Genomic DNA, 19424 nt, shown 5'->3' with positions numbered 1-19424 from the left:
ACCCCTTGCACGGGTGTGGAGCCGCGCCGGGCCGCACCGTAACCATCCGGAGAACCCAGTGCTCTTGTCTCTACAGGGTCAATTCCCTTCCGCCATCCTGGCGCTTGCAGACGGCACAGTCTTTCTCGGCAATTCGATCGGAGCCACGGGCTCCACCGTCGGTGAAGTGGTGTTCAACACCGCCATGACCGGCTACCAGGAAATCCTCACCGACCCCAGCTATTGCCAGCAGATCGTCACCCTGACGTACCCGCACATCGGCAACTACGGGGTCAACGACGAGGACATCGAAGCCGACAAGGTCTACGCCGCAGGTCTGATCATCAAGGACCTGCCGCTCGTCGCTTCCAACTTCCGCAAGACGGTCACGCTGCACCAGTACCTGGTGCGCGAAAACACCGTCGCCATCGCCAACATCGATACCCGCAAGCTGACCCGCCACCTGCGCAGCAAGGGCGCGCAGAACGGTTGCATCGTCGGCCTGGCGGCTGGCGAGGTGCCGACACAGGGCCAGATCGACCGCGCCGTCGCACAAGCCAAAGGCGCGCCCAGCATGGCTGGCCTCGACCTAGCCAAGGTGGTCAGCGTCAAGGCGCCGTACGAGTGGACGCAGTCCGAATGGAAGCTCGGCGAAGGCTACGGCATGCAGATCGCGCCGCGCCACCATGTGGTGGCGTTCGACTTCGGCGTCAAGAAGAACATCCTGCGCATGATGGCCGAGCGCGGCGCCCAGATCACCGTGGTGCCGGCGCAGACCAGCGCTGCCGAGGTGATGAAGCTGGCACCCGACGGTGTGTTCCTGGCCAACGGCCCCGGCGATCCGGAACCCTGCGATTACGCAGTGGCCGCTGCACGCGAACTCATCGAAGCCGGCATACCCACCTTCGGCATCTGCCTGGGCCACCAGATCATGGCCCTGGCCATGGGCGCCAGGACCTACAAGATGAAGTTCGGCCATCACGGCGCCAACCATCCGGTCAAGGACCTGGACAACGGCCGGGTCAGCATCACCAGCCAGAACCACGGCTTCGCGGTCGATGCCGACACGCTGCCCGCCACGCTGCGTGCCACCCACATCAGCCTGTTCGACAACACGCTGCAGGGCCTGGCCCACACGTCCAAGCCCGCTTTCTGCTTCCAGGGTCACCCGGAAGCCTCCCCCGGTCCCCACGATATTTCCTATCTGTTCGACCGCTTCGCAGCCCTGATGGACAAGCAGAAAAATGCCTAAGCGCCTAGACCTCAAATCCATCCTCATCATCGGCGCCGGCCCGATCGTCATCGGTCAGGCCTGCGAGTTCGACTACTCCGGCGTGCAAGCCTGCAAGGCGCTGCGCGAAGAGGGCTACAAGGTCATCCTGATCAACAGCAACCCCGCGACGATCATGACCGACCCGGCCACCGCCGACGTCACCTACATCGAGCCCATCACCTGGCAGACGGTCGAGAAGATCATCGCCAAGGAACGCCCCGACGCCATCCTGCCGACCATGGGCGGCCAGACCGCGCTCAACTGCGCGCTGGACCTATGGCACAACGGCGTGCTCGACAAGTACGAGGTCGAACTCATCGGCGCCACGCCCGAAGCCATCGACAAGGCCGAAGACCGCCTGAAGTTCAAGGACGCGATGACCAAGATCGGCCTGGGCTCGGCCCGGTCGGGCATCGCGCACTCCATGGACGAAGCCTGGTCGGTGCAGAAAGGCCTGGGTTTCCCGACCGTCATTCGGCCGAGCTTCACGCTGGGCGGCACCGGTGGCGGCATCGCCTACAACGCAGAAGAATTCGAAGTGATCTGCAAGCGCGGCCTGGAAGCCTCGCCGACCAACGAACTGCTGATCGAAGAATCGCTGCTCGGCTGGAAAGAGTACGAAATGGAAGTGGTCCGCGACAAGGCGGACAACTGCATCATCGTCTGCTCGATCGAGAACCTGGATCCGATGGGCGTGCACACCGGCGATTCCATCACGGTGGCACCGGCCCAGACCCTGACCGACAAGGAATACCAGATCCTGCGCAACGCCTCGCTGGCCGTGCTGCGCGAGATCGGTGTCGACACCGGCGGTTCGAACGTGCAGTTCTCCATCAACCCGGTCGACGGCCGCATGGTCGTCATCGAAATGAACCCGCGCGTGTCGCGTTCGTCGGCGCTGGCATCCAAGGCGACCGGTTTCCCGATCGCCAAGGTGGCGGCCAAGCTCGCCATCGGCTACACGCTCGACGAACTGCGCAACGACATCACCGGCGGCGCGACCCCGGCATCGTTCGAGCCCAGCATCGACTACGTGGTCACCAAGATCCCGCGTTTCGCGTTCGAGAAGTTCCCCACGGCAGACAGCCGCCTGACCACGCAGATGAAGTCGGTCGGCGAAGTCATGGCCATGGGCCGCACATTCCAGGAGTCCTTCCAGAAAGCCCTGCGCGGGCTGGAAGTCGGCGTGGACGGCATGAACGAAAAGACCAAGGACCGCGAAGTACTCGAAAAGGAACTGGGCGAGCCCGGTCCCGAGCGCATCTGGTACGTGGGCGACGCCTTTGGCCTCGGCATGAGCGTGGACGAGGTCTTCGCGCTGACCAAGATAGACCCGTGGTTCCTGGTGCAGATCGAAGAGATCGTGAAGATCGAACTCGAACTGGACCAACTGGCCATCGACAAGGGTGACCGCGCGCTGGCGGCGATAGACGCCGGCACGCTGCGCACGCTGAAGTCCAAGGGATTCTCGGATCGCCGCCTGGCCAAGCTGCTGCACACGACGGAAAAAGCCGTGCGTGAAGCCCGCCGTGCCCTGAATGTGCGTCCGGTCTACAAACGGGTCGACACCTGCGCGGGCGAGTTCGCCACCGACACCGCCTACATGTACTCAACCTATGAGGAAGAGTGCGAAGCGGCTCCGACCAACAACAAGAAGATCATGGTGCTGGGCGGTGGCCCGAACCGCATCGGCCAGGGCATCGAGTTCGACTATTGCTGCGTCCACGCTGCCCTCGCCATGCGCGAAGACGGCTACGAAACCATCATGGTCAACTGCAACCCCGAAACGGTTTCCACCGACTACGACACTTCCGACCGCCTGTACTTCGAGCCGCTGACGCTGGAAGACGTGCTGGAGATCGTCGACAAGGAAAAGCCGGTCGGTGTGATCGTGCAGTACGGCGGCCAGACGCCGCTGAAGCTGGCCCTCGGCCTAGAGGCCGAAGGCGTGCCGATCATCGGCACCACGCCCGACATGATCGACGCCGCAGAAGACCGCGAACGTTTCCAGAAACTGCTGCACGAACTCGGACTGCGCCAGCCGCCTAACGCAACCGCCCGCACCGAGCCGGAAGCGCTCGAAAAGGCTGCTGCGCTGGGTTATCCGCTGGTCGTTCGCCCGAGCTATGTGCTGGGCGGCCGCGCGATGGAAATCGTGCACGAACAACGCGACCTCGAGCGCTACATGCGTGAAGCCGTCAAGGTCAGCCACGACTCCCCGGTGCTGCTGGACCGCTTCCTGAACGATGCCATCGAGTGCGACGTGGACTGCATCCGCGACAACACCGGCGCCACCTTCATCGGTGGCGTGATGGAACACATCGAGCAGGCCGGGGTTCACTCCGGTGACTCGGCGTGTTCGCTGCCGCCGTACTACCTGTCGGCCGCCACGGTCGACGAGCTGAAGCGCCAGTCGTCGGCCATGGCCGGCGCGCTGAACGTGGTCGGCCTGATGAACGTGCAGTTCGCCATCCAGCAGGTCGATGGCCAGGACGTGATTTTCGTGCTGGAAGTCAATCCGCGTGCGTCTCGCACCGTGCCCTTCGTCAGCAAGGCGACCGGCGTGCAGCTGGCCAAGGTGGCGGCACGCTGCATGGCCGGCCAGTCGCTGGCCTCGCAGGGCGTCACCAAGGAAGTGAACCCGCCTTACTTCAGTGTCAAGGAAGCCGTGTTCCCGTTCGTGAAGTTCCCTGGCGTGGACACCATCCTCGGCCCGGAAATGAAGTCGACTGGTGAAGTCATGGGTGTGGGCAAGACCTTCGGAGAAGCCTTCGTCAAGAGCCAGCTCGGCGCCGGCACCAAGCTGCCGCGTGAAGGCAAGGTGTTCCTGACCGTCAAGAACAACGACAAGCCGCGTACCGTCGAAGTCGCGCGCCAACTGGTGGCCCAGGGCTTCACCCTGGTGGCGACCAAGGGCACCGCGGCGGCCATTTCGGCTGCCGGTATTCCGGTCGAGGTGGTCAACAAGGTCACTGAAGGCCGTCCGCACGTGGTCGACATGATCAAGAACAACGAGATCGTGATGGTGGTCAACACGGTCGAAGAGCGCCGCAACGCGATCTCCGATTCGCGCCAGATCCGTACTTCGTCGCTGCTGGCCCGTGTCACCACCTTCACCACCATCTCGGGTGCCGAGGCGGCGGTGGAAGGCCTGGCCCATGTCGACAAGCTGGGTGTGATCTCGGTGCAGGAAATGCACGCGCAACTCACGGCTTGAACGGGCAGGGTGCAGCCGATGGAAAAACAGATACTCGAACTCGACCTGGCGGACTGGCAGGCGGCGAAGGCCGATCCCGCGCTGATCGCTGCGGTCGAGGCCGGCAAGGTGCTGTACTTTCCGAAGCTTCACTTCAACCTGTGGCCGCAAGAGGTCGGACTGCTGCGCCCCGACATGCTGGCCGAAGGCAAGCGCAACGTCAGCCTGGATGCGCAGGGCATGCTGAAAGGCGCTGCCGGAAGCGCCGAGGAGCGGCAGTGGCTGGCCGACATGATCGGCCGTTTCAGGACGCAGGCGCAGGCCCTTGTGCACGGCTTGCTGCCTGACTACACGCCGCACCTGAGGCTGGCACCCACCAGCTTCAGGCCGACGCAGGTCGAGACTCGCGCGCAGTCGTGGCGGGCGGACGACCGTCGGCTGCATGTCGATGCGTTTCCGTCGCGGCCGAACCGCGGTGAACGCATCCTGCGGGTGTTTGCCAACATCAATCCGCAGGGCCAGCCTCGCACCTGGCGTGTCGGCGAGCCTTTCGAAGACGTGGCGGAGAAGTTTCTTCCGCGGGCAAAACCCTATGCCCGCTGGCAGGCGCAACTGCTGAAGACGCTGGGCATCACCAAGTCCTTGCGCAGCGAATACGACCACCTGATGCTGCAATTGCACGATGGCATGAAGGGCGACGCGGGGTACCAAAAGGACGCTCCGCAACTCACGATGCCGTTTGCCGCCGGATCGGCCTGGGTGTGTTTCTCCGACCAGACACCGCATGCGGTGATGGGCGGCCAGTTCATGCTCGAGCAGACGCTCCATTTGCCTGCCGAGGCGCAATACAATCCTGGCTCCAGCCCGCTCGCGATCCTGACGCGGCTGGCGGGGCATGCGCTTGTTCCCTAAGCGCTCCAGGCCCCCTCATTTCACCGCCGGACCTTCCCCGTCCGGCGTTTTGTTTTTGGAGAGAAGAAACACATGGCGACCATTCCCATCACCAAACGCGGTGCTGAAAAACTGAAGAGCGAACTGCACAAGTTGAAGACTGTCGAACGTCCCGCGATCATCCAGGCCATCGCCGAGGCGCGTGCCCAGGGCGATCTCAGCGAAAACGCCGAATACGACGCCGCAAAGGACCGCCAGGGGTTCATCGAAGGCCGTATCCAGGAGGTCGAAGGCAAGTTGTCCGCGGCGCAGATCATCGATCCGAGCACGGTGGACGCGGACGGCCGCGTGGTGTTCGGCGCCACGGTCGAACTGGAAGACGAAGACTCGGGCGACAAGGTCACCTACCAGATCGTCGGTGAAGACGAAGCCGACCTGAAGCTGGGTTTGGTGAACGTGTCCAGCCCCATCGCACGCGCACTGATCGGCAAACAGGAAGGCGACACCGCCACGGTGCAGGCACCGGGCGGCACCCGCACCTACGAAGTCGTCGGCGTCCGCTACGACGCCTGAGCATCGGCATGATTCACAACAGACGCATGTGCTGCCTGGCAGCTGCGCTGTGGTGGGGCAGTCTTTCTGCGGTCGGTTTCTTCGTCGTGCCGATGCTGTTCGCGCACCTGCAGCCGGCGGCACTGGCCGGCAACATGGCAGCCCGGCTTTTCAGCGGGCAGACGTGGATCTCGGTGGTCTGCGCGATGTTGCTGCTGATGGCTTCGAGAGGCCGTGGGCAGGCGCAGGACGATGCGGCCACGCCGATACCCTTTACCTGGGTCGCGCTGGTTCTCGGCGGGGTTCTGCTGGCCCTTCTGAGCGAGTTCGCGGTGTCGCCGCGCATCGTGGCCCGCGAGAACCTGAAGCTGTGGCACGCGGTCGGCACTGCTTCCTATGTTCTGCAGTGGGCCTGTGCTGGCCTGGCGTTCTGGCGCCTGCTGGCGCCGGAGACCCGTAAGCCTGATCAGGCCTTCCAGTAATCCGCCACCCAGCCGGCAGGCTTGATGAAGCGGAAACGCCGGTTGCGTTGCCCATGCAGGGCATCCGGCGGATTGCATTCGCCGTGGAAGATCACCACCCGTGCATCGTCCGGAATGGACGGTTCCACAAAATAGTTCAGCGGCCAGCGCGGAATGCTGTGGTACTTGAAGCTCGGGCACCAGGAAGCCTTCCAATAGGCCAGCTTGCCCTGCTTGTGCAGGTAGTCCGAAAGGTAAGCCTGTTCGTTGCGGTACCTGGCGCGGATCTCGTCCTCGTGCGCGTGGAAGTAACTCAGTACATCGGCATGGGCACCGATCTCGAACCGGTACACCGACGAATTGCCGGTCACACGCCATGGCCGCTTGTAGTCCTTGATGATCAGGAACTTGCCGGGCTGGGTGAAGAAGCTGTCCAGGCTTCCCACCACCACCACATCCACATCGAGGTAGAGCGCGGTGCCCTGAAGGCCGTGGAGATCCGCCGTGAAGGTGCTCAGCTTGCGCCAAGCCCGGTCGGGTACGCCGGGTTTTTCAGGCTTGAGCGGCATCTCCGGAATCGGCAGGCATTTCACCTCCGGACGTATGCCTGCCGGATCGTCGGTCAGGCAGACGAAGGTGAAGTCGCCCGCCAGGTGGCGGCGCACCATTCCGTAGAGATTGTTGACGTATTCGGGGCCGTATTTCGTGCCCCATTTCATGCACAGCACATAACGCTGGCCTGCGGTCGCAGTCATTGCGAGGGTGTCTTTCAGTCGGCCTGCTGCCGCTTCTTGACCGATTTCTGCAGCACCTTCACACGCTTGACCTGGCCGCCTTGCGTGAGGCGCTGGTTACCCAGCACACGCAAGGTCTTGACCTCGGGCCGCTGGCCGCCGCGGCCGTATTTGAGCACCTTGACGTCCTTCGGGCCGGGCATGCGGTCTTCTCCGCCGTCGGCGCGGATCTTCTCGACCGGTTCGCGCCACAGCACCAGCAACTTGCCGATGTGCTGGATGGGCGCAGCGTTGAGGTCGGCGGCGAGGCTCTGGAACATCAGCTCGCGGCCGGCACGGTCATCCGAGGCGACACGCACCTTGATGAGGCCGTGGGAGTTCAGCGCGGAGTCGATCTCCTTCTGGACGGCGGGCGTCAGCCCGTCGGATCCAACGATCACCACGGCGTTCAGGTGGTGGGCATCGGCGCGCTTTTCGCGCCTTTGGGCAGGGGTCAGGGAAATCTGGGGCATGGCCGTATTATCCAAGCTTATGCATATGTCCCCACATGCCGGCTTTTCTCTTCGCGTTTCGGCGCATTTCGGGGAGACAGAGTGAAGGTTAAAACCAATAGCAAGAAGGTCAACAAGGCCTGGCTGAACGATCACGTCAATGACACTTATGTCAAGCTCGCCGCCCGGGAAGGATACCGCGCCCGGGCCGCGTACAAACTCAAGGAAATCGACGAACTGCTGCACCTGATCCGGCCTGGCCAGACCGTGGTCGATCTGGGTTCCACGCCCGGGGCGTGGAGCCAGTACCTGCGCCGCCGGCTGTCGCCGCAAGGTGCGGCCGTCGGTGCGCTGGACGGCAAGATCATCGCCCTCGACCTGCTGCCCATGACACCCATCGAGGGTGTCCAGTTCCTGCAGGGCGACTTTCGCGAACCCGAGATGCTGACCCAGTTGCAGGAAGCCATGGAGGGCAAGCTGGCCGACGTGGTGGTGTCCGACATGGCGCCCAATCTGTCAGGCATCGAGTCGTCCGACGCGGCCCGTATCACCCATCTGGTCGAGCTCGCCGTCGAATTCACCCAGGCGCACATGGTGCCTGAGGGTGCCCTCGTGGTGAAGGTCTTTCACGGCAGCGGTTACAACGAGATCGTCAAACTATTCAAGAATGTCTTCAAGGTCGTCAAGCCGATTAAACCGAAGGCGTCGCGTGACAAGTCGTCCGAAACCTTCCTGGTCGGCATCGGCCTGAAAGAGTCGCCACAGGCCTGAAGATTCCGCGAGTCGCACGAGCTTTCGAATCGGATTCATTCCCTGAAAGCCCGCGCACTCCCTGGGGACGCAGCGGCCCGAATTCCAGTTCGCCCCCCTTGAAACCCCTAGAATGCGTCACACATAGGTCATCGATGTCCCCCCACGTACCCGACCGGAGCCTCGCTTGAACAATCAGTGGTTTTCCAAGATCGCCGTCTGGCTTGTGATCGCCATGGTGCTGTTCACTGTCTTCAAACAGTTCGATGCGCGCGGCAATGCCAGCGCTGGCTATATCGGCTATTCGGATTTTCTTGAAGAAGTGCGCGGCAGCCGCATCAAGAGCGCCACCATTCAGGAAGGCCAGAGCGGCGGTAGCGAAATCGTCGCTACCACCAATGACGATCGCAAGATCCGCACAACTGCAACTTACCTGGACCGCGGCCTGGTCGGCGACCTGATCGCCAACAACGTCAAGTTCGACGTCAAGCCCCGCGAAGAAGGCTCGCTGCTGGTTTCCCTGCTCATCAGCTGGGGGCCGATGCTGCTGCTGATCGGCGTTTGGGTCTATTTCATGCGCCAGATGCAGGGCGGCGGCAAGGGCGGTGCGTTCAGCTTCGGCAAGAGCAAGGCCCGCATGCTCGACGAGAACAACAACACGGTTACCTTCGCCGATGTCGCAGGCTGCGACGAAGCCAAGGAAGAAGTGAAGGAAGTCGTCGATTTCCTCAAGGATCCCCAGAAATTCCAGAAGCTGGGTGGGCGGATTCCCCGTGGTCTGCTGCTGGTCGGGCCACCTGGCACCGGCAAGACCTTGCTGGCCAAATCGATCGCCGGTGAAGCAAAGGTTCCTTTCTTCAGCATTTCGGGTTCCGATTTCGTCGAGATGTTTGTCGGCGTGGGTGCGGCGCGTGTCCGCGACATGTTCGACAACGCCAAGAAGAACGCACCCTGCATCATCTTCATCGATGAAATCGACGCCGTCGGCCGCCAGCGCGGTGCGGGCCTTGGCGGCGGCAACGACGAACGTGAACAGACCCTCAACCAGATGCTGGTCGAGATGGACGGTTTCGAAACCAACATGGGCGTGATCGTGGTGGCCGCCACCAACCGCCCCGACATCCTGGATGCCGCGTTGCTGCGTCCGGGTCGTTTCGACCGGCAGGTCTACGTCACGCTGCCCGACATCCGGGGCCGCGAACAGATCTTGAACGTGCACATGCGCAAGGTTCCACTGGGTCAGGACGTGAATCCGTCCGTCATTGCCCGCGGTACCCCCGGTATGAGCGGTGCTGACCTGGCCAATCTGTGCAACGAGGCCGCGCTGATGGCTGCCCGCCGCAGTGCCCGCACTGTGGAGATGCAGGATTTCGAGCGCGCCAAAGACAAGATCTTCATGGGCCCCGAGCGCAAGAGCATGGTCATGCCCGAGGAAGAACGCCGCAACACCGCGTACCACGAGTCCGGCCATGCCCTCATCGGCAAACTGTTGCCAAAGTGTGATCCGGTCCACAAGGTGACCATCATTCCTCGTGGCCGCGCCCTCGGTGTGACGATGAGCCTGCCGGCACAAGACCGCTACAGCTACGACCGTGATTACATGCTGAACCAAATCAGCATGCTGTTCGGTGGCCGTATTGCCGAAGAAGTCTTCATGCACCAGATGACCACCGGTGCTTCCAACGACTTCGAACGCGCCACCAACCTGGCACGCGACATGGTCATGAAGTACGGCATGAGCGAAGCCCTTGGCCCGATGGTCTACGCCGAGAACGAAGGTGAAGTATTCCTGGGCCGTTCGGTGACCAAGACCACCAACATGAGCGAGCAGACCATGCAGAAGGTCGACGACGCAGTGCGCCGCATCATCGACGAACAGTATTCGCTGGCTCGCCGCCTCATCGAGGAACACAGCGACAAGATGCACGCCATGGCCAAGGCACTGCTCGAATGGGAAACCATCGACAGCGACCAGCTGGACGACATCATGGCCGGGCGCGAGCCCCGTCCGCCGAAAGACTGGACACCGCGTATTCCGCCGAACAACGGCGGTGACAAGCCGGGCGGTGGCAACGCCGCGGTCAATACCGAACCTGCGCCGACAGCGGCTTGATACCAGACGCCGACATAGTCGGCAGGCATCGAATGAAAACGGGGCTTAGGCCCCGTTTTCGCATCTGTCATCCACTGCAATTCTTCATCTGATCGCCGATGTTCTGGCAGACCTCCCGCTTTCGCATCGACCTCGCCGTTCCGAGGGTGATGGGCATCGTCAACATCACGCCTGACTCGTTTTCCGACGGTGGCCGGCATGGGGAACTTTCCCTTGCGCTGCGTCACTGCGAGAAGTTGTTGCGAGAAGGCGCGGACATTCTGGACATCGGGGGTGAATCGACACGACCCGGCAGCCCGGTCGTTTCGGTCGAGGACGAATTGGCACGGGTCCTGCCATTGGTGCGGGCAGCCATGGCGTATGGCGTACCCATTTCGGTCGACACCCAGAAGACCCAGGTGATGCGGGCAGTGCTGGATGCAGGGGCCGATATCGTCAATGACATCCGGGCCTTGCGTGCACCAGGCGCCGTCGAGGTTGTCGCTGCCCACCCCAGCTGCGGGGTATGCCTGATGCACATGAACGGCGAACCCCAGACCATGCATCAAACCCCCATGTCCGGTGACGTGGTGCCGCAGGTCTTCGACTTTCTTGCAGCCCGGGCGGCCCTTCTGCAGGACGCCGGGGTCGCCCGCGACCGCATCACCCTGGACCCGGGCGTCGGTTTCGGCAAGACCGTCGAGCAGAACTTCGCCTTGCTGGCGCGCCAGCAGGATGCCGTGCCGGCCGGCTATGCCATCCTGGCCGGCTGGTCGCGCAAATCGTCGCTGGGCGCGGTTACCGGACTGCCGGTGCAGGAACGCATGCTACCCAGCGTGGTCGCGGCCGTGCTGGCCGTTCAGCAGGGGGCCCGGGTAGTGCGGGTGCATGACGTGATGGAAACGGTGGCGGCGCTGAAGGTGTCCGCCGCCATGCAAAAACAAATGACGGCGTCTTGAAGCCGCAGATCTGAAGGAGTCGACATCCATGTCTCGCCAATATTTCGGTACCGACGGCATCCGCGGTACGGTCGGTCAATCGCCCATCACGCCTGATTTCGTCCTACGCCTGGCTCATGCGGTCGGCCGCGTGCTTCGCCGCACCGAAAGCCGTCCCCGCGTCATGATCGGCAAGGACACGCGTGTTTCGGGCTACATGCTGGAAAGCGCGCTGGAAGCGGGTTTCAATTCCGCCGGCGTCGATGTGGTGCTGCTGGGCCCGCTGCCCACGCCGGGCGTCGCCTACCTGACCCGTGCATTGCGCGCCAGCCTGGGGGTGGTCATCAGTGCCAGCCACAACCCGTTCGACGACAACGGCATCAAGTTCTTCAACGCCCAGGGCGCCAAGCTGGACGATGCCTGGGAACTGGCGGTCGAGGAAGCGCTGGAGCAGCCACCCGTATGGGCCGATTCGCGGGTGATCGGCAAAGCCCGGCGGCTGGACGACGCGGCCGGCCGGTACATCGAATTCTGCAAGAGCACCTTCGACAACGCTTTGACCCTGCGTGGCCTGAAGGTCGTGGTTGATGCTGCGCACGGCGCCGCGTACCACATCGCACCGCAGGTCTTTCACGAACTGGGTGCCGAGGTCTTTTCCATCGGCGTGTCACCCAACGGCCTGAACATCAACGACGGTGTAGGCGCCACCCATCCGCAGGCGCTGGTGGAAGAGGTGCGCAGCCGCGGGGCGCATTTTGGTATCGCACTCGATGGCGATGCCGACCGGCTGAAGATGGTCGACGGGCAGGGCCGCCTGTATGACGGCGACGAACTGCTGTACCTGGTGGCCAGCGCCCGCCTGGCTTCCGGTCAGCCGCTGGTGGCCGCCGGAGCCTCGGACCCTTCGCCTGGTGTCGTCGGAACCCTGATGACCAACATGGCGGTCGAAACCGCGCTGCGCCGGCGTGGTGTCGATTTCGTGCGCGCCCGGGTCGGCGACCGGTATGTGCTCGAAGAACTGGAAGCCCGCGGCTGGCTGCTGGGCGGAGAAGGCTCCGGACACCTGCTGGCACTCGACCAGCACACCACCGGCGACGGCCTGATCAGCGCCCTGCAGGTTCTGCAGGCATGCCTGCGCAGCGGCCGCACCATGCCAGAGTTGCTGTCCGAAATCACGCTCTATCCCCAGACATTGCTCAACGTGCGCATGCAGCCCGGCACCGTCTGGCGGGAGACGCTGGCCTTCGCGGCCGAACGGCGCGCGGTGGAGACTCTCCTGGGCGACGAAGGCCGGGTGCTGATCCGTGCGAGCGGCACCGAGCCACTGCTGCGGGTGATGGTCGAAGCGCGTGATGCGCAGCTGTCGCTGGCGTGCGCCCAACGCCTGGCGGACGCCGTGGAGCGCTGAGCTCGGACCCGGTTTCCGGGCGTCATGCCGGCGTCACCCGGACGCCACGAACATGTCATTCGAGTTGCACAGACTTGCTCGTATCCATCCAATACGAGGACCGTGCATGCGCGAACTGCCCAGCCCCACCTTCCCGCTGTCTCCCCCGATCTCGCAGCGGCTCGCAAGCCTGTTGCCGGCCAAGGCCATCGCGCCGCTGCTGCCGGCATCCGTTGCACCGGTGGTGGTTACCGAATTGCAGGTCAGCTGGGCTCGTCATCTCGACGAGGTGCGTGAAGCCCAGCGGCTGCGCCATCAGGTTTTTGTCGGCGAGATGGGCGCGCGTATCGACACGCCGGTGCCGGGCCACGACATCGACCTGTTCGACGACTACTGCGAACACCTGCTGGTGCGAGCCGGCCACGCCGGCCCGGTGGTCGGCACCTACCGCGTGCTGACTCCGGCCCAGGCCCGGCGCGCAGGCAGTTTTTACAGCGACACCGAATTCGACCTGGTGCGGCTGCGCGGCGTGCGCGACCGTATGGTCGAGCTCGGCCGCAGCTGTGTCCACCGCGACCACCGCCGCGGCGGCGTGATCATGGCGCTGTGGGGTGCGCTGGCCGGTTTCATGGTGCGCAACCAGCTCGACACCATGATCGGTTGCGCCAGCATCCCGATGGTCCATAACGGGGTCGTCAGTGGCGACGTGGCCGCCAGCATCTGGCGCCAGCTGCGTGCCACCGACCTGGCCGCGTTCGAGATGCAGGTATGGCCGCGGTTGCCGCTGCCGGTCGAGCGGCTGGATGACACCCTGGATGTCGAAGCCCCGGCACTGATTCGCGGTTATCTGCGGCTCGGCGCCAAGGTCCTCGGTGCGCCGGCCTGGGATCCGGACTTCAATACCGCCGATCTGCCGATGTTGATGCGGATCGCCGATCTTCCGCTGCGTTACCGCAGGCATTTCCTGGGATGACACCCGGAGACAAGCGATCCGGAACTTGTCATGCTGATGTCACCGACGTGTCACATGTCCGGTGCAAGCTCGAAGATGCTTCACCGCACGATGGTGCCAGGATGCCATCCTGCATAGTGATGTCTTATTCTTTCTCCGCGATGACGTCTTCTTCACCCGTACCTTCCGATTCGCCATTGCCGCCGTCCGCCACCGATGCGCCCGGTACGTCCGGTTTGCCTGGCGCGCCGCCCGCACAGGAAACCACGTCCACCTTGCCCGACCCGCAACCGACCCCGATTGCCGGCGAGGTCGCCCGGACAGACTCGTTCGACACGGCCGTGCCCATGCCGGCATTGCTCGACCGCGATCGCAGCATCCTGGCCTTCAACGAACGGGTCTTCCACTGGGCGCAGCGCACCGACATCCCCCTGCTCGAGCGTCTGCGTTATCTGTGCATCGTGTCTTCCAACCTGGACGAATTCTTCGAGGTGCGTGCCGCGCCGCACCTGGCTGCGGCGCTGGCAGAAGGTGACAAGCCCGGCGACGGTTCCGCATCCTTCGAAACCCTGGCCAACGCAGCCCATGAACTGGTCGAGCGCCAGTACGCCCTCTACAACCACGCCCTGGTGCCTGCCTTCGCCGCCAGCGGCATCCATCTGCTGTCGCACGGCGCACGCAACCATGCGCAACGCAAATGGGTGCGTGACTATTTCCACCGTGAAGTGGCGCCGCTGCTGGTGCCGATCGGGCTCGACCCGGCCCATCCGTTCCCGCAGGTGGCCAACAAATCGCTCAACTTCATCGTCCGCCTGCAGGGCACCGACGCCTTCGGCCGTGAAAACGAGATCGCCATCCTGAAGGTTCCGCGGGTGCTGCCACGCATCATCAGGCTGCCAGACGACGTCGCGCGGGGCCGTGCGTCCTTCGTCATGTTGTCGAGTGTCATCCGCGCTCACATGAGCGAACTGTTCCCCGGACGGCAGATGACCGAGTTCTCGCAGTTCCGCGTGACACGGCATTCCGACCTGGCGGTGGACGAGGACGAAGTGCTCAACCTTCGCACGGCGCTGCGCCGCGGGCTGACGCTGCGCCATTACGGGCAGGCGGTGCGTCTTGAGGTTTCTTCGGGATGCTCGCAACATCTGCTCGACTTTTTGCAGCAGCAGTTCCGCCTGCCCGCCGCAGCGCTGTACCGGGTGCACGGGCCGGTCAACCTGGTACGCCTGATGCAACTGGTCGACCTGGTCAACGACCCCGCCATGCTCTACCCGCGGTGGACGCCCACACAGCCGACCGGCCTGCGTGTCGGCACATCGATCTTTGCGCAGCTGCGGGAGCGCGACGTGATGATCCACCAGCCGTTCGAGAGCTTCGACGGTGTCATCGACTTCCTGCGCGAAGCCGTGCACGATCCGCAGGTGCTGGCCATCAAGCAGACCATCTACCGGACCGGTTCCGAATCGGTGCTGATCGACCTGCTGACCGAAGCGGTGCGGCGCGGCAAGGAAGTCACAGCGGTGGTCGAGCTGAAGGCGCGTTTCGACGAGGAAGCCAACATCAACTGGGCCGAAGCGCTGGAGTCCGTCGGCGCCCAGGTGGTGTATGGCGTGGTGGGCCTCAAGACCCACGCGAAGATGCTGCTGGTGACCCGTCGCGAAGGCGGACGGCTGCGCCGCTACGGCCACCTGTCCACCGGCAACTACAACACCCGCACCGCGCGGCTGTACACCGACCTGAGCCACCTCACTGCTGACTCAGCGCTGACCGCCGACATGGACGCGGTCTTCGCCCACCTGGCCAGCCAGAACCAGTTGCCGAAGCTCAAGCGACTGTGGATGGCGCCGTTCCAGCTGCAGGACCGGTTCATCGAGAAGATCGAACAGACCGCCGCCGCCGCCCGTGCCGGCCATGACGCCCGCATCGTCGCCAAGATGAATGCGCTGACCGACGAACGCCTGATCGCCGCCTTGATCGCCGCAGGCCGCGACGGGGTGCGGATCGACCTCATCATCCGCGGCGCCTGCATGCTGCCGGCCCAGCGGCCGGGTTCCACTGGCAACATCAAGGTGCGCTCGGTCATCGGCCGCTTCCTGGAACACACCCGGGTGTTCTATTTCCGCAGCGGCCCGAACGAGGACAACGAAGACCTCTACCTGTCCAGCGCCGACTGGATGAGCCGCAACATGCTGCGCCGCGTCGAACTGGCCTGGCCGGTGCGTGACCCGGTGCTGTGCCGGCGCATCGTCGACGAATGCCTGGTCGCCTATCTGCACGACACCCGCGATGCCTGGGTGCTGGACGCGGACGGCCGATACCGCTGCGCCGAAACGCCGGCGGACGGTGGCCACGCGGCCCAGGCGGCACTCATGGAACGATATCGAACACCGACCCGTCGGCGGGAAAGGACTGCATGATGGATCTGATTTTCTGGCGTCACGCCGAAGCCGAAGAGCGTGATGAAAACGTTCCGGACCTGGAGCGCGCCCTTACCGCGCGCGGTGAGAAACAGGCGCAGCGCATGGCGCAGTGGCTGGACCGGCAACTGCCCGAAGGCGTCCGCATGATGGCCAGCCCTGCGCGCCGTACCGAGCAGACCGCCATCGCGCTGGGGCGCAAATACAAGCTGCGCGCCGAACTGCTGCCCGAAAGCACGCCGGAAGACCTGTTGAGCGTGGTGCAGTGGCCGCATGCGCGCGGCGCGGTGCTGGTGGTGGGCCACCAGCCGATGCTGGGCCGCACCATCGCCCAGTTGCTCGGACTTCAGGCCAGTGACTGCGCCATCCGAAAGGGTGCGGTCTGGTGGTTGCGCCACCGGAGCCGTTCGCGTGACGGCGAACAATCCGAGCAGACCGTGGTGGTCACGGTCCAGACACCGGAGTTTCTTTGAAGGGCAGGGCGGTTTTGACCGCCCTGTGTTTTTTCAGGCTGTGACCAGTTGCAGGTTGCGGCCCGTCTTCTGCCAGGCCTGGGCCTCTTCGCGCAGCAGGTAGGCCGACTGCGGATGGCGTTTTTCCCAGGCGCCGGGCCAGCTCAGCGTCCAGCCGCCGTCGCCCTTGCCGGCACCCAGCTTCAGTCCCGAAAGATCCGGGTCCTTGCGTGCGTGGCACAGCGCAACTGCGAGCCGAAGGCACAGCGCCTGGCGGGCGAAACCGTCGTCGACCAGTGGCGTCTCGACCTTTCGCAGCTTGCCGCGCTGCGCCAGCACCAGCATGGACAGGCGTTCCAGTTCCGGCATCGAAAAACCCGGCGCATCGGCATGGGCCAGGATGTAGGCGCCATGCTTGTGGGCATCGTCGTGCGCCACCAGGCAGCCGATCTCGTGCAGGCGCGCCGCCCAGCGCAGCTTGCGTGCGTAACGCTCGGCCTGCGGTGTGTGGGCGTCGTGCACCAGCGGCTGCAGCAGCGTGGTGGCCGTGCGCGAGACGCGTGCGGCCTGGGCTTCGTCGACCTGGAAACGCCGCGCCAGCGCATCGACCGTCGCGGCACGCAGGTCGGTGCCCGGATGGTCGCGGTCGAGCAGGTCGTACAGCGCACCCTGGCGCAGGGCGCCCTGGGCGACCTGCATCTCGTCGATGTCCAGCAGATCGAACACCGCGCGCAGAACTGCCACGCCACCGCCGATGACGGGGCGGCGGTCTTCCTTCATGCCTTCGATGCGCAGGGCGTCCACGGTCTTCGCCTGCAGCAGCAGGTCGCGCAACGCCGCCAGGCCCTTGCGAGTGATGGTGCCGGGTTTCATGCCCAGCATCGGGCCGAGCGAGCCCACCGCACCGGCCGTGCCGGACGAGCCGTAGGCCACATCCCATGCGCCGCGGCTGAAGACCTGCAGGGCCTCGTCCAGCACGGCCTGGGCTGCCACCTCGGCTTCTGCGAACGCTTCTGCGGTGAAACGGCCGCCCGGAAAATAGCGCTGGGACCAGGCAACGCTGCCGACCGGAAACGACGCCACCGATTTCGAGGCCAGGCCGAGGCCCAGGATCAGTTCGGTGGAGCGGCCACCCACATCCACCACCAGCCGGCGTTCCTCCGAAGGCGGCAGCAGATGGGCCACGCCCTGGTAGATCAAGCGGGCTTCTTCGGGGCCGGAAACCACGTCGATGGGAAAACCGAGCAACTGCGCGCCGCGTTCGATGAATTCGGCCCTATTGGTGGCTTCGCGCAATGTCTGGGTGGCCACCGCTCGCACCTGGCGCGAACTGAAGTCGCCGATGCGTTCGCCGAATCGGGCGAGGCAGTCCCAGCCCCGTTGCATGGCTTCGAGCGAGATGCGGCCGGCTGCATCGAGCCCACCGCCGAGGCGCACGGTTTCCTTGAGATATTGAATGCGCTGGAGACGGCCGTCCTTGTCGAAGCGGCCGATCTCGAGACGGAAACTGTTGGAGCCGAGGTCGATGGCGGCGAGTGGGAGACCGTCTTGCATGGCGGGTGGGGAATTCAGGGGATGTGAGGCGATGGCAACCTCGGGAACGAGGCTTTGTACGAGTGTAGGACCAGTCGGGGTGCGCGCGAGGCTAGGACGGTCCTGTGACATTTGCGTGACAGGCATCCGGGCGCCTCCGAAGGCGTGTCATCTGCGTCACGAAGCTGTCATGAACGCTGCCTACATTCGCTTCAGTCCCCTTACCCATCGAAAGAAGGAACGCATGAACAAGACCCTGATCGCCATCCTGGCTGCTTTTGCGGCATTCGGCGCCACGACCGCCCAAGCGCAATCGGAAGCCACCGGCGCAGGCGCCAGCTTCCCGGCCCCCCTGTATTCCAAGTGGGCTTCCGACTACAACAAGGCCACCAGCGTCAAGATCAACTACCAGTCCGTCGGTTCCGGCGCCGGTATCAAACAGATCGATGCCAAGACCGTCGACTTCGGTGCATCGGACATGCCCCTGACCGACGCCGAGCTGGCCACCAAGAACCTGGTTCAGTTCCCCACCGTCATCGGCGGCATCGTGCCGGTCGTGAACATCAAGGGCATCGCTCCCGGTCAGCTGAAGCTGAGCGGCACCGTGCTGGCCGACATCTACCTGGGCAAGATCACCAAGTGGAACGACGCCGCCGTGGTCGCACTGAACCCGGGCGTGACCCTGCCCGACGCGCCCATCGCCGTGGTCCGCCGCGCCGACGGCTCGGGCACCAGCTTCGGTTTCACCAACTACCTGAGCAAGGTTTCGGCCGAGTGGAAGTCGAAGGTCGGTGAAGGCACCGCCGTCAACTGGCCCACCGGTGCGGGTGGCAAGGGCAACGAAGGCGTCGCCGCTTTCGTGAGCCGCCTGCCCGACTCCATCGGCTACGTCGAGTACGCCTACGTCAAGCAGAACAAGATGACCTACACGCAGCTGGTCAACGCCGACGGCGCCACCGTGGCTCCCGATGACGAGACCTTCAAGGCCGCCGCAGCCGGTGCCGACTGGAACAAGAGCTTCTTCCAGATCCTGACCAACCAGCCGGGCAAGGCCGCATGGCCCATCACCTCGGCCACCTTCATCCTGATGCACAAGTCGCAGGACAAGCCGGCCCAGGCCACCACCGCCCTGAAGTTCTTCGAATGGGCCTACAAGAGCGGTGACAAGACCGCCACCGACCTGGACTACGTGCCGATGCCCGCCTCGGTCAAGGAAGTGATCTACAAGTCGTGGGCCAACATCAAGGACAGTTCCGGCAAGGCCGTGGCGTTCCACTGACCCCATAGGACTGCCGGGGATGGCCTGTTTTTCGACGGGTCATCCCT

General features: G+C 64.2%; 16 protein-coding genes. 13 read left to right on the top strand and 3 right to left on the bottom strand.

What is annotated here, in order from left to right; genetic code table 11:
- Positions 1-58 precede the first annotated feature (58 nt).
- The 5 genes from carA to AC3ANW_RS13705 all read left to right on the top strand — a co-directional run bounded on the left by carA (position 59) and on the right by AC3ANW_RS13705 (position 6373).
- Positions 59-1231 (top strand): glutamine-hydrolyzing carbamoyl-phosphate synthase small subunit, encoded by a 1173-nt coding sequence (carA, locus tag AC3ANW_RS13725; protein ID WP_488341401.1) that lies wholly within the window; start codon positions 59-61, stop codon positions 1229-1231.
- Complete coding sequence (carB, locus tag AC3ANW_RS13720; protein ID WP_488341400.1) at positions 1224-4469, top strand: carbamoyl-phosphate synthase large subunit; 3246 nt, start codon at positions 1224-1226, stop codon at positions 4467-4469. The genes carA and carB overlap by 8 nt, the downstream gene beginning before the upstream one ends.
- An 18-nt stretch (positions 4470-4487) precedes the next feature.
- A complete protein-coding gene (gene kdoO, locus AC3ANW_RS13715; protein ID WP_488341399.1) occupies positions 4488-5360 on the top strand; it encodes a Kdo hydroxylase KdoO in 873 nt (290 codons plus the stop codon).
- 72 nt (positions 5361-5432) lie between these two features.
- Positions 5433-5912, top strand: a complete 480-nt coding sequence (gene greA / locus AC3ANW_RS13710) for a transcription elongation factor GreA (protein WP_488341398.1) — start codon at positions 5433-5435, stop codon at positions 5910-5912.
- An 8-nt stretch (positions 5913-5920) separates the two neighbouring features.
- On the top strand, positions 5921-6373 hold the full coding sequence (locus tag AC3ANW_RS13705) for a DUF4149 domain-containing protein (protein WP_488341397.1): 453 nt from the start codon (positions 5921-5923) through the stop codon (positions 6371-6373).
- Here AC3ANW_RS13705 and AC3ANW_RS13700 read toward each other — a convergent pair.
- Positions 6358-7107: a glycosyltransferase gene (locus AC3ANW_RS13700; RefSeq protein ID WP_488341396.1), complete on the bottom strand. Its 750-nt coding sequence runs from the start codon at positions 7105-7107 to the stop codon at positions 6358-6360. The two genes, AC3ANW_RS13705 and AC3ANW_RS13700, sit on opposite strands and share 16 nt — an antisense overlap.
- Positions 7108-7121: 14 nt before the next feature.
- A complete protein-coding gene (locus AC3ANW_RS13695) occupies positions 7122-7598 on the bottom strand; it encodes a YhbY family RNA-binding protein (protein ID WP_488341395.1) in 477 nt (158 codons plus the stop codon).
- Positions 7599-7679: 81 nt separating this feature from the next.
- Here AC3ANW_RS13695 and AC3ANW_RS13690 point away from each other — a divergent pair, with 81 nt between their 5' ends.
- The 7 genes from AC3ANW_RS13690 (at position 7680) to AC3ANW_RS13660 (ending at position 16586) form a co-directional block, all read left to right on the top strand.
- Positions 7680-8348 carry an RlmE family RNA methyltransferase gene (locus AC3ANW_RS13690; RefSeq protein ID WP_488341394.1) on the top strand — a complete coding sequence of 223 codons (669 nt, stop codon included), beginning with the start codon at positions 7680-7682 and terminating at the stop codon, positions 8346-8348.
- A gap of 166 nt (positions 8349-8514) precedes the next feature.
- On the top strand, positions 8515-10440 hold the full coding sequence (gene ftsH, locus AC3ANW_RS13685; RefSeq protein ID WP_488341393.1) for an ATP-dependent zinc metalloprotease FtsH: 1926 nt from the start codon (positions 8515-8517) through the stop codon (positions 10438-10440).
- Between the two features lie 98 nt (positions 10441-10538).
- Entirely contained in the window at positions 10539-11378 is an 840-nt protein-coding gene (gene folP / locus AC3ANW_RS13680) for a dihydropteroate synthase (protein ID WP_488341392.1), read from the top strand.
- A gap of 28 nt (positions 11379-11406) precedes the next feature.
- Entirely contained in the window at positions 11407-12765 is a 1359-nt protein-coding gene (glmM, locus tag AC3ANW_RS13675; RefSeq protein ID WP_488341391.1) for a phosphoglucosamine mutase, read from the top strand.
- Positions 12766-12871: 106 nt separating this feature from the next.
- Positions 12872-13717, top strand: coding sequence for a GNAT family N-acetyltransferase (locus tag AC3ANW_RS13670; RefSeq protein ID WP_488341390.1), 846 nt, complete (start codon positions 12872-12874; stop codon positions 13715-13717).
- A 326-nt stretch (positions 13718-14043) separates the two neighbouring features.
- Positions 14044-16113, top strand: coding sequence for a polyphosphate kinase 1 (gene ppk1, locus AC3ANW_RS13665; protein WP_488345428.1), 2070 nt, complete (start codon positions 14044-14046; stop codon positions 16111-16113).
- Positions 16110-16586 carry a SixA phosphatase family protein gene (locus AC3ANW_RS13660; protein WP_488341389.1) on the top strand — a complete coding sequence of 159 codons (477 nt, stop codon included), beginning with the start codon at positions 16110-16112 and terminating at the stop codon, positions 16584-16586. The genes ppk1 and AC3ANW_RS13660 overlap by 4 nt, the downstream gene beginning before the upstream one ends.
- Positions 16587-16619: 33 nt before the next feature.
- On the opposite strand, the gene AC3ANW_RS13655 is transcribed toward AC3ANW_RS13660, so the two are convergent.
- On the bottom strand, positions 16620-18119 hold the full coding sequence (locus AC3ANW_RS13655; protein WP_488341388.1) for a Ppx/GppA phosphatase family protein: 1500 nt from the start codon (positions 18117-18119) through the stop codon (positions 16620-16622).
- 223 nt (positions 18120-18342) lie between these two features.
- Between AC3ANW_RS13655 and pstS the strand changes: the two genes are divergently transcribed.
- The gene (gene pstS, locus AC3ANW_RS13650; RefSeq protein ID WP_488341387.1) at positions 18343-19377 is read left to right on the top strand and encodes a phosphate ABC transporter substrate-binding protein PstS; all 1035 of its coding nucleotides are present in this window, start codon (positions 18343-18345) and stop codon (positions 19375-19377) included.
- Positions 19378-19424 lie beyond the last annotated feature (47 nt).

It is taken from the genome of Xylophilus sp. PBN-3R (genome assembly GCF_057747805.1).
The sequence above is the reverse complement of the archived record's forward strand: the minus strand, read 5'-3'. Positions and strand labels throughout refer to the sequence as shown.